General features: G+C 42.3%; 10 protein-coding genes. 2 read left to right on the top strand and 8 right to left on the bottom strand.

Features of this window, described 5'->3' with window-relative positions; all coding sequences use genetic code 11:
* Together PCY70_RS04265 and fsa are read right to left on the bottom strand one after the other, a co-directional pair.
* On the bottom strand, window positions 1-795 hold the full coding sequence (locus tag PCY70_RS04265) for a transketolase (protein WP_010167258.1): 795 nt from the start codon (window positions 793-795) through the stop codon (window positions 1-3).
* 18 nt (window positions 796-813) lie between these two features.
* Window positions 814-1,467 carry a fructose-6-phosphate aldolase gene (fsa, locus tag PCY70_RS04260; RefSeq protein WP_010167259.1) on the bottom strand — a complete coding sequence of 218 codons (654 nt, stop codon included), beginning with the start codon at window positions 1,465-1,467 and terminating at the stop codon, window positions 814-816.
* A gap of 199 nt (window positions 1,468-1,666) precedes the next feature.
* Here fsa and PCY70_RS04255 point away from each other — a divergent pair, with 199 nt between their 5' ends.
* Entirely contained in the window at window positions 1,667-2,662 is a 996-nt protein-coding gene (locus tag PCY70_RS04255) for a zinc dependent phospholipase C family protein (protein WP_305768563.1), read from the top strand.
* On the opposite strand, the gene PCY70_RS04250 is transcribed toward PCY70_RS04255, so the two are convergent.
* The 6 genes from PCY70_RS04250 to PCY70_RS04225 are packed head-to-tail and all read right to left on the bottom strand — an operon-like array spanning window position 2,659 to window position 14,101.
* Window positions 2,659-5,430: a glycoside hydrolase family 2 TIM barrel-domain containing protein gene (locus tag PCY70_RS04250; protein ID WP_305768562.1), complete on the bottom strand. Its 2,772-nt coding sequence runs from the start codon at window positions 5,428-5,430 to the stop codon at window positions 2,659-2,661. The genes PCY70_RS04255 and PCY70_RS04250 overlap by 4 nt on opposite strands.
* A 12-nt stretch (window positions 5,431-5,442) precedes the next feature.
* Window positions 5,443-6,735 (bottom strand): glutamate-1-semialdehyde 2,1-aminomutase, encoded by a 1,293-nt coding sequence (gene hemL / locus PCY70_RS04245; protein WP_305768561.1) that lies wholly within the window; start codon window positions 6,733-6,735, stop codon window positions 5,443-5,445.
* On the bottom strand, window positions 6,722-7,702 hold the full coding sequence (gene hemB / locus PCY70_RS04240; protein WP_305768560.1) for a porphobilinogen synthase: 981 nt from the start codon (window positions 7,700-7,702) through the stop codon (window positions 6,722-6,724). The genes hemL and hemB overlap by 14 nt, the downstream gene beginning before the upstream one ends.
* Before the next feature lie 47 nt (window positions 7,703-7,749).
* Entirely contained in the window at window positions 7,750-10,107 is a 2,358-nt protein-coding gene (cobA, locus tag PCY70_RS04235) for a uroporphyrinogen-III C-methyltransferase (RefSeq protein ID WP_305768559.1), read from the bottom strand.
* 21 nt (window positions 10,108-10,128) lie between these two features.
* On the bottom strand, window positions 10,129-11,337 hold the full coding sequence (hemA, locus tag PCY70_RS04230) for a glutamyl-tRNA reductase (protein WP_305768558.1): 1,209 nt from the start codon (window positions 11,335-11,337) through the stop codon (window positions 10,129-10,131).
* Between the two features lie 4 nt (window positions 11,338-11,341).
* On the bottom strand, window positions 11,342-14,101 hold the full coding sequence (locus PCY70_RS04225) for a glycoside hydrolase family 2 TIM barrel-domain containing protein (protein ID WP_305768135.1): 2,760 nt from the start codon (window positions 14,099-14,101) through the stop codon (window positions 11,342-11,344).
* A gap of 147 nt (window positions 14,102-14,248) precedes the next feature.
* Between PCY70_RS04225 and PCY70_RS04220 the strand changes: the two genes are divergently transcribed.
* A partial coding sequence (locus PCY70_RS04220) for a hypothetical protein (RefSeq protein WP_330697046.1) occupies window positions 14,249-15,566 on the top strand: 1,318 nt, incomplete at its 3' end.

Here is a 15,566-nt window from a genome sequence, read left to right as displayed (position 1 = left end):
CTATCTACCTCCAAGCTCTTTCATAGCGATTTCGTATTGTTCTTTATTTGGTGCTGCCCCATGGAAATTGAGATTGCCTTCCATATATGAAACGCCTTTGCCTTTTATAGTTTCGCATACAATAGCAGTTGGTTTGCCTTTATATGCTTTTGCCGACGCAATTGCTTCTTTGATCGCAGCTTCGTCGTGGCCATTTATAGTTAGGGTATTCCAGCCAAATGCACTAAATTTTGCAGAAATGTCGCCAACACTCATTACTTCTTCGGTAGGTCCATCGATTTGCAATTTGTTAGAGTCTACAAATAAAGTGAGATTATCTAGCTTATAGTGTGCGGCAGTCATCGCGGCTTCCCAAATTTGTCCCTCTTGGATTTCGCCTTCGCCACATACTACATATACTCGATAGTCTTTTTTGTCATATTTGCCACACATAGCCATTCCGTTGCCTGCAGAGAGACCTTGGCCCAATGACCCTGTGCTCATGTCAACGCCGGGAACTTTGTTTTTGCAAGGATGCCCCTGTAGGTAGCTATCTACTTTTCGAAGAGTTTTTATGTCTTCTGGATCAAAGTAGCCTCTAAGAGCCAATGCCGCGTATAAGGCTGGTGCCGCATGACCTTTTGATAAAACAAATCTGTCTCTATCTGGGTCTTTTGGATTTTTGGGATCTATATTCATTTCATCAAAAAACAATACAGACATTAGTTCTGCAATAGACAATGACCCGCCTGGGTGACCGCTCTGTGCATTATAAATTCCTTCTATTATAAGCTTTCTAATTTCGTTTGCGTTCAAGGTATTAGCCTCCTTATATTAATTTCCAAATACTGCTATGTGGTCAGCTTTAAATTTTTCGATTCCAGCATCGGTTAGGGGATGGTTGATCATCTGTTCGATAACGTTATATGGCACAGTGGCAATGTCCGCTCCCAATAATGCGCAATCTGTTACATGAACAGGGTTGCGAACACTGGCGGCTATAATTTGGCTATCGATATTATGCTCCTTAAAAATAGCGGATATTTCGCTAATTAAATCTATCCCTCTACCGCTGATATCATCAATTCTACCTAAGAATGGTGAAACATAGGTTGCGCCGGCGCGTGCGGCCAATAGAGCTTGGTTTGCGCTAAAAATTAGAGTAAGATTAGTTTTGATGCCTTCGCTAGAAAGAACTTTGCAAGCTTTCAATCCTTCTGCGGTCATCGGAATCTTTACAACCATGTTTTTGTGAATATTGGCGATTTCTCGACCTTCTGCAATCATTCCTTCGGCATCAACCGTGGTTGCTTTTACTTCACCACTAATTGCTCCATCAACGATGCTTGCAATTTCAGAAATAACTTGATTAAAATCACGACCTTCTTTCGCAATAAGTGATGGATTAGTTGTTACTCCTGAAATTACACCCATGTCATTAGCTTTTTTGATATGCTCAATGTTAGCTGTATCGATAAAAAATTTCATGTGTTGCCTCCTAAAAGTGATAATAGTTACAATAATCAAAAAAATAAGCGGTTGCTCCCGCAATTTTCATTATACTGCTATTATAGAGATAATCAAGGGGGGGTTTCACTTTATTGCGACTTATTGCTACAAGAATAACGAATAAAGCGGCCTAAATTAGGGAATATTACCGTAAAATTGAGAAAAGGAGACTGATACTATGCCCGATATTATCACTCACTATATTTTTGGGTTAAATGCCACCAAGAATATAGCGAAAACAAAACTATATTCTGCTATTGCAAAAAACAGAGCCTTATTTTTTTTGGGATGCCAAGGCCCGGATCCAATGTTTTATCATGACAGATATAAAGAAGACAACTTCAGTTACGTAGCAGCAGCTATGCATAATAGCAAAACCAAAGAATTTATCGAATCCGCGATGCGCTTCGTCTGTTCTAACAGAGGTAATCTAGAGGAGACGGAGCAACTGCTGGCATATATGTCTGGGTTTTTATGCCACTATATTTTAGATTCTAGTGTGCATCCCTATATATTTTATATAGGCGGAAAGTATATTCCGGGAGATCCCGATACTGATAAATATATGGGGGTACATCGCAAAATGGAGCTCGCTATAGATTATCTAATATTAAAGGAAGCGTTTGATTTGGAAGCCAATAAATTTAAGGTGCATAAGCATATACTAAAAGCAAAGCCGGTGCCCAAAATTATTTTAGATTTGTATGAATTTAGCTTGCGCTCCACATATGATATAAAAAATGGAGGCCAAATTTTTGATATTTCGTATCGATATTTTAGAAATTATTTTATATTAACGTATGATAATTTTGGGGTAAAGAAAGCCGTGGCAAAGGCGATTTCTCCGGCATTGCCAAAGGAAATAGCCGGGTTGGTAGATTCGTTTTCATACCACAAATGTTACGACGGAAATATAGACTATCTAAATACAAGCAAAGATAGCTGGAGACATCCAATAACTGGAGAAATCTCAAATGAATCGTTTGATGATCTTATAGCAGCAGCGCATGCAAAAGTTGCAGAAATACTACGACAGCTAAATATAGCAATCTTTAAAACTGCAACTGATAATGCAGACGCGCTGGAGAGATTTTATGCGACCGTACCAAATATATCATACACAACAGGAATAGATTCAGATGATAAAAGGCCGTACAAGTATGCGAAATTTTAGGCTTCGGTAGTTGGCTGCGGATTGAGAGACCAATATATTCTGCCAGTAATTTTATCGTTGTTTATAATGTGGACAACTATCTTCTCGTTTTTAAAGAAATGCTTGAGTGGTACAGTAATGTTGCCGCCATGTGGATCATCAAATTGTAGTAACTGTGTTGAATGCGGCTTTCGAGGTTGCGAACCAGGCCAAGGATTATCGGCATGAGCTATATATATTGAAGTATCGCCGTGTACTCCATCGATAACAATTGAAATATTTTTGTTGCCAACATAGTTTGGAACTAAAATTTGGGTTGTGTATTTGGCCATGCCAGCAGAGTTAGAGAATATATCTGCAATAGAATCGGTACCAAATTTAAATGGGAAGCTGGTATTCATATCGTTGTAGTTAACTCTTGCAATGACATCGGTATCGACAGAAGGAGCCCATACACGAAAGCCGTCTAAATCGAGCTTATCTTTGGTCACTAATGAAGGAACTTGCTTGGCCGCGACAGAGTAGAAATCGTCTACAAGCTCGGCTGTCATAAATGCGGTAGAAACGGTGACTTTAAGCGGAGCATCCTTTGAAGTTTGCTTGGCAATAATTTGGAGTAAGCCCGCATGAAGATTGTGCGTCGAAGATTTCACAGGAGTGTGATCAAGAGGATTGCCATTGCTAGAACCGAGAAGTACTCCGTTTTCTATTTGGTGATCTATGGCAATAGCGCAGTCTGGAACAAATAGACCATCAATATCTGTCGCATAAACTCTCAGAATGGCAACGCCCTCAAAATTGGCCTTGTTATCTGCAACGATGTGTATATTGGTTGCAGTCTTTGTGGTTTTTAGAGTAACTCGCTTAAGTTCCGAACCATCTTTGTATCCAATCGCAATGAGTTCGCCCGGCTCATATGCAATATTCCATTCGTTTTGATCGTATTTGTTAACCGCTTGTTTGCCAGCCGACGCGCCGTTGACAATGATCTCTACTTCATCTAAATTTGAGTAGGTCATCACCTTTATAGTATCGCCCTCATGCCCAATAAGATTCCAATGCGGAAAAACATGCAAGATAGGCTCATCTTTCCAAAATGCTTGCAGTAAATAGAAGTTTTCCTTTTCGAAACAACAGCTGTCGAGACCACCGCCAGCGGCAATTAGTTGCGGATAAGTTGACTCACCTCGATATTCAATGCCGGTCCAGTAGAAGATGCCTGCAATATGATCTCGCGTATCGACCTCCTGCCAAAAATGTCTAAAGGAACCGCCAAATGTAGGAAAGTGCTCGTCATACGCAGTGAGCTTGGAAGAAGTATCATCTGGGAAGTATACGCCGCGAATCGTGCTGGCAGCTGCAGCTTCGGTAACCAAGATACATTTATCCGAATGAATTTCATGAGATTTGTCATAATAATTTATAGCGTAATTGATGCTGAGTACATCGGAGGCGTGTGATGCGTGTGAGCCATAGAAGCCACCGTTTAAAGCAAGCGTAACAGGACGAGAACGATCGAAGCGTTTGATATGCATCTTGATCTCTTCTAAAATATGCTTGCCGACAACAGTGCTTTGGGTGGGCTCCTCATTTCCAGCAGACCATGCGATTACGGAAGGATGATTACGATCGCGTTTAACCATCGATTCGATTTGTGAAAAGGCATCACGGCTAGTTTCGAACCAGCGATTTTCATCGATAACAACTAGGCCATATTTGTCGCATAAATCGAGAATGTTGATAGAAGGGTTGTTGTGTGCGCAGCGGTAGGCATTGGCGCCCATCTCCTTGAGCTTCTTAATTCGATATTCTTCAACTGCAGCGGGAACGGCAACACCAAGGCTGCCATGATCTTGGTGGATACAGACTCCTTTTAATTTGAGTGGCTGATCGTTGATGAATATACCATGATTTGGAGTAAACTCGATAGTTCGGAAGCCGATGTTGGTATCGAGTTCATCTATTACAGTGCCATCTTCTACTACTGCAATAGTGAGATGATATAAAAACGGATGATCAGGGCTCCATCGCGTGGCATGTGCAAAGTCAAATGATTCTTCGTAAGAGAGAAAATCGTTAGCGGGAACTGTGACGTTAAATTGTCCAAGCTCGACAGTATTTTTGCTCTCCTTAATGTAAAACTTTAACGTGAGATCCCTGTCAGTTGCGGAATAATTCTCCAAAACTCCATTAGCATAAACCTTAAAATCGTTGTCCTTAATGTGCTCGCTGTGAATGTAATTATTCCACCAGTTCAATCTGAGTGAATTGGTTTTGAGAAGCCACACGTTGCGGTAAATACCAGCGCCTTCATACCACCAGCCCTCAAAATCTGCGTTGTTGATATATACAGCAAGCGTATTGATGCCCGGAACCTTGGCAACGGCGGTAAAATCTATTTCAAAAGTATTATACATGCTAGAATTTGAGCCCATTAAATGACCGTTTATCCAAATTTGGGTATTTTTACCAACGCCTTCAAATATCAGCGACAATTTTTTGTCAGCATCTGTAGAATCGAGAGCAAACTGCCGACGATACCATGCATTGTCGCGATGAAGAGAACCGTGAGGGCCGTTATGCTCAGGAGCATATTCACCATCTATAACATAATCATGCGGCAGTACGACATCTGCCCAGTCCGAATCATAATATGATGGCGAAGCAGGTCCACGACCTCTAACCGACTTGCTCATCATATAAGTTTCTTTGTGCCCGAAGCTTGGCGGATTGGCAATATCCTCGGCAATAAATTTGTAACCGGTATTCATTAATATTTTTTCTCTCATAATCAAACTCCTCTACTTAAATTGATTTAATGCTACCCTAATGGCAGCTAATGTTGTATCTAGTTGAGCATATGTGTGTGCAGCGGAAATAAACATGGCTTCAAATTGTGATGGACCAATGAGAATTCCCTGATCGAGTAAAGATTGAAAGTATATATTAAATTTTTGAGTATCGCAGGTGAGCGCCTCATCGTAATTTGTAACTTTGTGAGAAGTGAAAAATAAACATAGCAATGAGCCAACTCGGTTGACGGTAAAATTGAGATTAAGTTCGCGTAGGATTGTATTAATACCCGATTCCAAATACGCTGCCTTGGCATCGAGATCGGCATATATAGTCGCAGTGTCGCGTAAATACTTGAGCTGCGTAATTCCTGCAGCCATAGCAAGAGGATTTCCAGATAATGTGCCGGCCTGATAGACACCGCCAACTGGAGATACGACATCCATAATGGCTCGCTTGCCTGCGTACGCACCGACCGGAAGCCCGCCCCCAATTATTTTGCCAAAACATATCATATCGGGTGCAATGCCAAAATACTCGCTAGCGCCGCCATAGGCCAATCTAAATCCTGTGATAACTTCATCAAAAATTAGGACCGCGCCATGGGTAGCAGTGAGATCTCGAAGCGCTTGTAAAAATTCGATGGTCGCGGAGACGACTCCCATATTGCCAGAAACGGGCTCGACTATAACGGCGGCAATCTCATGTGAGTGCGCTTCAAAAATAGCTGTGACCGCTTCAATATCATTATATGGGGCAACAATCGTGTCATGGGCAACGGCCGCGGTTATGCCTAAGCTAGTAGGAACGCCATACGTGATGGTACCGGAACCAGACTTAACGAGCAAGGAATCATTGTGACCATGATAGCAACCTTCGAATTTTAAAATTTTGTTACGACCAGTATATCCTCTTGCGACACGCAAAGCACTCATGGTGGCCTCTGTACCAGAATTTACCATTCTGGCTTCATCTACAGAGCTAGAATATGCGGAAACGATTAGCTCGGCCATTTCAACTTCGGCGGCAGTGGGAATACCAAAACTGGAGCCAAGCTTCGCTGCATTGGTGATGCTATCCAATAGAAGAGGATGGCTGTGGCCTAGAATTAGAGGGCCCCAAGAGCAGATGTAATCGATATATTTGTTGCCATCTACATCTTCGATAACGCTGCCATAAGCTTTGGCGGCAAAGATAGGAGAAGTGCCCACCGATTTGAAGGCACGGACAGGACTGTTAACCCCGCCGGGAATAAGCTTCTGCGCTTTATAATATAGATGCTCCGAATTAGTGTGAATCATATTTACCCTCCCTAATATTGTAGGCAACTTCTTTGGCGAAGTAAGAAATAATTAGTGTGGCACCAGCGCGCTTGATAGATAATAAAGTTTCGTAAATCGCTAGCTCATCGAGAAGCCCATGTGAAATAGCGAGCTTTAAGATCGCATATTCTCCGCTGACATTGTACGCAGCAACTGGCACAGTAACTTCCGCGCAAACCTTTGCAATAATATCGAGATACGCAAGGGCGGGCTTAACCATTACGATATCCGCGCCTTCTGCAATATCTAGTTGTACTTCTCGGAGGGCCTCGGCGGCGTTGGCGTAATCCATCTGATATGATTTGCGGTCACCAAAAGAGGGAGTCGAGTGAGCCGCCGCGCGAAAAGGTCCATAAAAGTTTGAAGCGTATTTGGCACTGTACGCCATAATAGGAATATGAGAAAAGCCGTTAAGATCGAGGATACGACGAATTGTCGCAACTCGGCCGTCCATCATATCTGAGGGGGCAACCATATCGGCTCCTGCGGTGGCATGACTGAGAGCAACTTGGGCCAAAACCTCTAGTGTAGCGTCGTTGGTGATGGTAGTATTTTCCAAAATGCCGCAATGGCCATGATCTGTGTATTGGCATAAGCAAACGTCTGTGATTATATATAAATCTGGAAATGCTTCCTTAAGCGCACGGGTGGCACGCTGAACTATGCCGTTAGGATCGAATGCAGAACTCCCGCAAGCATCTTTGGTATCGGGAATTCCGAATAGCATAACAGCGTGGATGCCTAACTCTATAACCTCCGCTACTTCGATTAGCAGAGTATCAATAGAAAAATGATAAACACCTGGTAGAGAAGAAATCTCAGTTTTTATATTGCTACCTTCTGTTACAAAAATCGGAAAAACGAGATCAGTAATGTGTAAATGCGTTTCACGAACCAAAGCTCTGATGTGAGAATTTTGGCGTAAACGTCTGGGTCTGAAAATCATGTTAACCTCCTCTAAAAATAAGAATGAGCAAGAGAATAAATTACGGATTAAACATCGTTGACAATTGTATCGACCAGGTCGGCAATGGTGGCGGTGGCGGCTTGTAAATCTATGGATAGTCCATATTTTTGGAGAGCTGCGGAAGTGACGTTGCCAATGGATACTGTTTTGGCTATGATATTGGCATTACCGGATATAGCCATGAAGTTTTCGACTGCTGACGAGCAGGTGAAAGTGATATAGTCTGCTGCAGCGATGCTGGGCATAGTCGTGGCTGGAACTGTGGCATACGCGCAAACCTTGTCTACATGGCAACTGAGGTTTAGAAGTATATCGCGAGAATTTGTGGCTGTTACCAGTAATAATTTATGAGCCGGAGTGACTATAGATTCGAGTACTGCCAATAGCGATTCGGAATTTGCTTTTGGCGGAATGATATCGGCATGGATTCCGTATTGTTGAAGCTTGGAAGCTGTTGCCGATCCGATAGCGGTTATTTGAGCGTGGGCTAACGAACGAGCATCGAGGCCCGAGGCAAATAACGTTTCGAAGAAAATTTCAACGCCGTTTTGACTGGTAAAAGCGATAAAGTCGTACGAGTCGATTGATTTGATTGTCGCAAGTAGATTGTCTGGATGCGGCTCTATGCTAAAGGCAGGTGCTTCGATAACATGTGCACCGAGATCTGCTAGTGCTGTTGATAAAGAGCTAGATTGCGAGCGAGCGCGGGTTACGACAATAGTTTTGCCGAAGAGCGGCTTTTTCGTAAAGAAGTCTAGTTGATTTTGTAGAGAAACTACATCGCCGACGACGATTATTCCAGGGCTTGTTACGGCGTTGGACTTGGCAATATTTGTAAGAGTGGCGAGGGTGCCGATTACAATTTGCTGATGTGGCGTTGTAGCATTTGTTACGATGGCTGCAGGAGTTGTAGTAGCTAAGCCATGTGTTATGAGATTGTGACAAATCGACTTGAGGTTTGCTATGCCCATGAGAAAAATTAATGTACCCCCGACAGTGGCAAGAGCGGGCCAGTTGATTGCATCTGAATTGGCTTTTTGGTGCCCGGTGATGACATGAAAAGACGATGCGAAATTACGATGCGTGACAGGGATTCCAGCATAGCATAAGCCGCCAATTGCCGATGTGATGCCAGGAACCACTTCAAACGGAATGCCACGTTCGGCGAGATATTCTGCTTCTTCGGCACCTCTTCCAAATACATAGGGATCCCCACCTTTTAATCGCGTAACAACTACATCATCTTGCGCATTGGCAGCTAGGGTCTCGTTGATCTGATCTTGCGTCAATGTGTGATTAGCAGATACTTTGCCAGCATCGATAAGTTTACAGGAGGGTTTTGCCGAGGCTAGAAATGCCGGGTTTGCTAATTTATCATATACGATAACATCGGCTTTTTGGATGCACTCGAGAGCTTTGAGCGTGAGAAGTCCTGGGTCGCCTGGTCCTGCACCCACTAGATAAACCATGCCAGCATGAGATGGTGCGTTGATCTGCGCCAAGATGGATCGAGCTGTTGCAATACCGAGAGCTTGCGCCTGTATTTCTGTAGTGACATGAGCTTCGGCAGAGTGAGTGATAAATGTAGTTGTATCTCCGAAAATTGCTTTAAGATACATGGTATCGTCGATTAGATGCGCCGTAGCTCCGACGGGAATATGGCAGCTGCCATCAATTGCGGATAGAAAAGCTCGTTCGGCGGAAACTTCTAGGGCTGTTGTAGAGTCCGAAATACTGTTGGCGCATGCTATAGCCGTAGTGTCAGTAGCACGGCATTGAATAGCTATTGCTCCTTGCGCAGCTGCTGGGACGAGAATATCTTCTGGAAATAAATAACTTATTTTATGAGCCAAGTCCAAGCGAGCGAGCCCAGCTGCAGCGATGACGATGCCATCCACATCTGAGAGTTTTTTGAGTCGAGTATCGATGTTTCCACGAATAGGAACGACGTTGAGATCTGGCCTATGGTGGAGAAGCTGTAATTTGCGTCTTAGGCTACCGGTAGCTATTGTAGCATTGCGCGGGATCGCATCGAGAGAGGAGATGGTGCCATCACGAAGAACGAGAGCATCTTGCCTGGGTGCACGCGCCGGAGGATGGGCAATGATAAGCCCGGGAGTTATATTACTGGGGAGATCTTTGTAGCTATGAATGGCGATATCTATCTGGCCGCTGAGAAGTTGGTGCTCTATCTCGGAAACAAAAAGACCTTTGTCACCAATTTTATCGAGCGGGATCTCTGTAATGGCATCGCCTTTGGTTTGAATTATTTTAATTGAAAAAGTAGCAGCGGGATTTTGCTGTTGCATTAAGGCTATGATTTGCTTTGTCTGAGCAATAGCAAGCGCGCTGCCTCTGGTACCTACTGTAAACGTATAGATCACTCCTTTATATTGTGACGTCGATTATTCCAAAGGTATCGAAAATAATTCGGATAGCAATTTGATATATTCAGCTTGCTGCACTGGATTGGTCTCCTGCTTTATTTTGAGAATCGGTTCGCGAATTAGCCGTTTTAGAGAGCTTAGTAGCATCTGATCTATGAGTTTATGCTCTTTTAGATCGAGATCGAGCTTGCGATTTAGATAGCGCATTGTATCAGAATGTATCACGTGGCACATATCGTTGAGAGCTCTGAGAGTAGCATCTGCGGAAATGCGTGAAAACCATTCGGCAAGAGTGGCGATGTCATCTTCGATTGTAGCGATGGCTATTTGCGAGAGCTCAGTACGGGAAGCGTTATTTCGATTGGCAATTTCTTGTAGATCATCAATATTGTATAAAGATACCCCAGGTATTTCGCCAATAATAGGCGCGATATCTCTGGGGATGGCAAGATCTAGAATATAGACCTCGCCAGTGGGTGCAGCAAAGGATTCTATAATAACATGTGGAGATGCAGTACAAGAGATAACCACATCGACTTCGGGGATTTTGGCGTATCGATCAGCAAAAGGAATAATGATAGCAGGATAATCGTCGTTTTGAATAGGCGATCGGTTTGCGATAAATACGGTACCTATTTTTTCGGCAGTGAGATATTTAAGCACAAGCTGATTCATTTCTCCGGCACCGATAAGAAGTGCGGTTTTATCTTTGAGCGATCCGAGCTTTTCCTTGAGAAATTTGACTCCGATATATGCAATGGATAAAGGCAGCTCAGAAATCTTGGTGGTTGCTTTAATATTTTTGGCTGTTGTAATTGCCTCGCGGAAACATTTGTTTAGAATTTTTTTGGATGCGCCAAGTTCTAGGGCAGCGAGATGAGCCTCTTTGACTTGCCCTAAAATTTGATCTTCGCCAATAACGATAGAATCAAGACCAGCTGTAACCATAAAAAGATGAGTCAACGCGTCTAAACCTCGATGCGTAAATATAGTATTGGCAGAGACGTTCTCATATAATTCTAAAACTTTGGGGATATCCGCATCGAGATTGTGAGAGGCTACATATATCTCGCTCCGGTTGCATGTGGAAAGGATGACGCACTCGGCAACCCCCGCGTCGAGTAATGCAGTAGTCGCTGCAATTTTTTGAGAATTGGTAAAAGATAGCAATTCGCGTAATTCAGCCGATGCACTTTGATGGCTTACTCCTATAACTGCAACATTCATGGTTTTAGTGGAGTTCCCAGTACACTTTGCCTCTGATGCCGCAAGTTGGATCGGAGTATTTGTTAACGATGTGTACGAAAACTTTTTCGTTTTTGAAGAACTTGGTTACAGGCACAGTAATATTGCCGCCCTGTGGATCAGCAAATTTTATAATTTCTTGAGAAATACCAAGTCTAGGCTGAACATTAGGCCACACATTGCGATCGTGCTCAATGGAGATCTCGGTATCGCCAGTGACATTTTCGATAATGATGCGTACTTCTTTTTCGCCGACATAATCTGGAATGAGCAATCGGGTAGTGTATTTAGCGTAGCCATAGTCATCTGCAAAGATTTCGCTAAGATGATCGGTGCCGAATTTAAACGGAATGCTAGTGTTCATATCATCGTAATTGACTCTTGCGGCAACATCAACGTCTAGTGTAATAGGCCAAACTCTAAAATTAGGAAGATCCATTTTATCAGTTTGAACAGGAAGCTGAGCTGTTGGAACGGTTAGGAAGTCGCATTCGAATGTTGCGGACATGTCACCGTTGGTTGCAGTAACCTTGATTGGAGCATCTTTAGAGTCCTGTCTTGCGATAATTTGCAAAAGTCCGGAATTTAAATTGTGAGTATTGGCAACAACAGAAGTTTGATCTAGTGGATCGCCATTGCTTGCGCCGAGTAATGTGCCGTTTTCGACGGTATGCGAGATAGCAATTTTACTGTTTGGTACAAAGTCACCGTTTGAATCGGTGGCAAATACGCGAAGAACTACAACACCATCGGAGTTTGGCTGATTGTCTGCAACTATATTGAGAGCTGCAGGATCTCCGGTAGTTTTGACTGTTGTACGTTTAACTTCGGCACCGTCTTTGTAGCCTATCGCAACGATTTCGCCAGGAGCAAATGGTACGCTCCATTCGTTTTGATCATATTTATTTGCAGGTTGCTTGCCAGCAGATATGCCGTTTACAATTAATTCTACTTCGTCTAAATTAGAATATGTCATAACGCGGATGGCTTCGCCTTCGTGACCAAACAGATTCCAATGCGGAAACAAATGAAGAACAGGCTCATCAAGCCAAAATGATTGCAACAAATAGAAGTTGTCTTTTTCGAAGCAGCAGCTATCGAGACCGCCACCCATATTGGTAAGTTGTGGATATTCGGCTTCGCCACGATATTCTATACCAGGCCAGTAGAATAGTCCGGCAACATAATTGCGAGTATCGACCTCTTTCCAGAAGCGTCTAAAAGATTCGCCAAAAGAAGGAAAATGTTCATCATAGGCAGTAACATTAAGAACAGTATCTGTAGGGAAATAGACACCTCTAGGATTTCGAGTAGCTCCAGCTTCTGTTACCATAATACATTTATCTGGATGAACTTCATGCGACTTATCGTAAAATTTGATAGCATAGTTGATGCTGAGAGTATCAGAAGATTCGGATGCGTGAGAGCCATAAAAACCGCCATTTAAAGCAAGAGTAACAGGACGAGTTTTGTCTAAGCGCTTAATAAACATCTTAATTTCTTCGAGGATATGCTTGCCAACAACGGTGCTCTGAGTAGGCTCTTCGTTTCCAGCAGACCACATAATAATGCTCGGGTGATTACGATCTCGCTTAACCATCGATTCGATTTGTAAGAACGCATCGTGACTAGTTTCAAACCAACGATTTTCATCCATAACGATCATACCGTATTTATCGCAAAGTTCGAGAATGTGAATCGAAGGATTATTGTGAGCGCAGCGATACGCATTAACACCCATTTCCTTAAGTTTCTTGATGCGAAACTCCTCGACAGCGGCGGGAACAGCAACACCCAGGCTGCCATGATCTTGATGGATGCAAACGCCTTTTACTTTAATTGGTTGATTGTTGATAAACAGCCCGTGATCTGCAGTAAAACGAACAGTTCTAAAACCGGTTTTGGTAGTGAGCTCATCAATAATTTCGCCATTTTCTACAACAGTAACGATAACAGTATATAAGAAAGGATTGTCAATGGACCATCTGGTAGCATCGGCGAAGGTGAAAACTTCGGAGTATGAAGCAACATCGCAAGGTGCAACAGAAAGATCATACTGACCAAGCTCGACAGTATTATTGTTTTCTTTTAGCGCATATTTTATAGTAACAGTTCGTGTAGCATCAGAGTAATTTTCTAGCATACCACTAACATAAATATCAAAATCATCATCTTTAAGATTGACGCTATAAATAAAATTATCCCACCAATTTAGACGAAGGGCATCGGTTTTTTGAAGCCACACATTTCGGTAGATACCAGAGCCTTCATACCACCAACCCTCAAAGTCGGAGTTATCAATATATATAGCCAGAGTATTAATTTCGCCGATATGAGCTACTGCAGTAAAATCGACTTCAAAAGTATTATACATACTGGAGTTGGTGCCCATCAGGTGGCCATTTATCCAAATTTTGGAATTTTTACCGACACCTTCAAATATAAAAGAAAATCGCTTATTGGCGTCAGCGGAATCGAGTTTAAAATAACGTCGATACCAAGCATTGTTGCGTTTTAGAGAGCCGTGAGAGCCATTATGCTTATCGGAATAGTTGCCCTTGATAACAAAATCGTGAGGTAAAGTAACGTCTTCCCAATCGGCATCATAATAAGAAGTGCTCTCCGGGCCACGACCGCGAACAGTCTTGCTCATCATGTAAGTGTCTTGTTTAGACGAAATAGGATCTTTGGTAATATCACCTTCAAAAAATTTGTAACCAGTGTTCATCAAAATCTTTTCTCGCATTAGAAATCTCCTTTAAATAAAATTTGTGTAACTTGGAAATTATAACATTGTTGATATTAATATTATAGGCAATTGTGTAATAAGTTAGAGGAAATTTTGAAAGTAAACACGGATATTTTAGAGAAAAATGTAGAGAGGTGAAACGCAATGGCGGCAAATAAGGGTGCTGTAAATTTAGCAGAAGTGGTGAATAAGAAGTTGTTTAATTTTAACGTATTGGTGGTGGGATCTGCAGGAGCAGGAAAAACAACTGCAATTTGTCACTTGATAGATATGGTGGATGCTCCCTGTATGATATTTGAGACAAAAGCTGGAGAATATAAGCATCTGCTATCAAATAACGTGATAGTGGGAACAAGCGTAACGCCACTAAAGATTAATCCGTTTAAGTTTCCGGAGGGGATCGCAATGGCAGAGCATATAGATCGGTTGATGAAAGTATTTGAATTATGCTGGGGATTGGATGATGTTCAAAGCTTGGTGTTGGCGAAGGCGATACGCATGGCATACGCAAAGGCAGGATGTGGAAGCGGAAAAACTATGGCAACATATCCTACATTTATTGATGTATCGGAAGCACTAGGAGAGATGGTCTCTATTTTCGATTCGCGCTTAAAAATTACATTGTTAGACAGGGTATCAGCGTTGTCTGCAGGAATATTTACAAGAGTGGAAACGGACGCCGAGTTGTTGTATAATAATACTGTAATCATTGACTTAAACAATATATATCCCGCGGAGATGAGAAATTTGATGATGCATATGTTAACGATGAAAACCGTAGAATATTGGATGAGCAATAAAACTCTAAAGGTAAAGCATATGACGATATTTGATCAAATTACAGAATCGGAAAGCGTGATCAAATTATTAAAGGAAGCGCAAAGATATGGATTGGCATTTATTGTGGCGGCAGCTGAGGAGGTATCGTTAAATGATATAGGAACAGTAGTAATGTTGCGAAGCGTAAATCCTGTGGTACAAGCGGAGCTGAGTAGTATGAAGGTAATTGCAGTAAATACTGAGTTGGCAAAATTGAAGACGGGAGTTGCAGTGGTTTATCAGGCAGGGACAATCAAGAGTTGTAGGATAACACCATATACAAAATCGACGGAAAATAAGGTAGCGGGGGTGGCAAGGGCAAAGATAGTAGATGTAGATAAAGGAGATATGAAAGTATTATTGAGTTTTCTATTATATAGAAGATTAAATTTAAGAGGTGCCGTAAACTTGGCAGCGTTATCGCAAAATTTGGAATTGTTGCCGTTGTCATCTGTAACAGTGTTAAAAATAAATGAATTGATAGAAGAGTATCGAGATACAGCGACATTGGCGATATGGGAGCGATATAATTTTGATGATTTGTCTAGTATAGTAACAGAATTAATGGCAGAAGTGGGAGCAGAAATTGAGTTTGAAAAGAATGAAGACGCAAATGTATTAGACGCGGCATTGAGAAAAAAAA

This window comes from Candidatus Epulonipiscium viviparus (assembly GCF_030708075.1).
Taxonomy (GTDB): Bacteria; Bacillota; Clostridia; order Lachnospirales; family Cellulosilyticaceae; genus Epulonipiscioides; species Epulonipiscioides viviparus.
The sequence above is the reverse complement of the archived record's forward strand: the minus strand, read 5'-3'. Positions and strand labels throughout refer to the sequence as shown.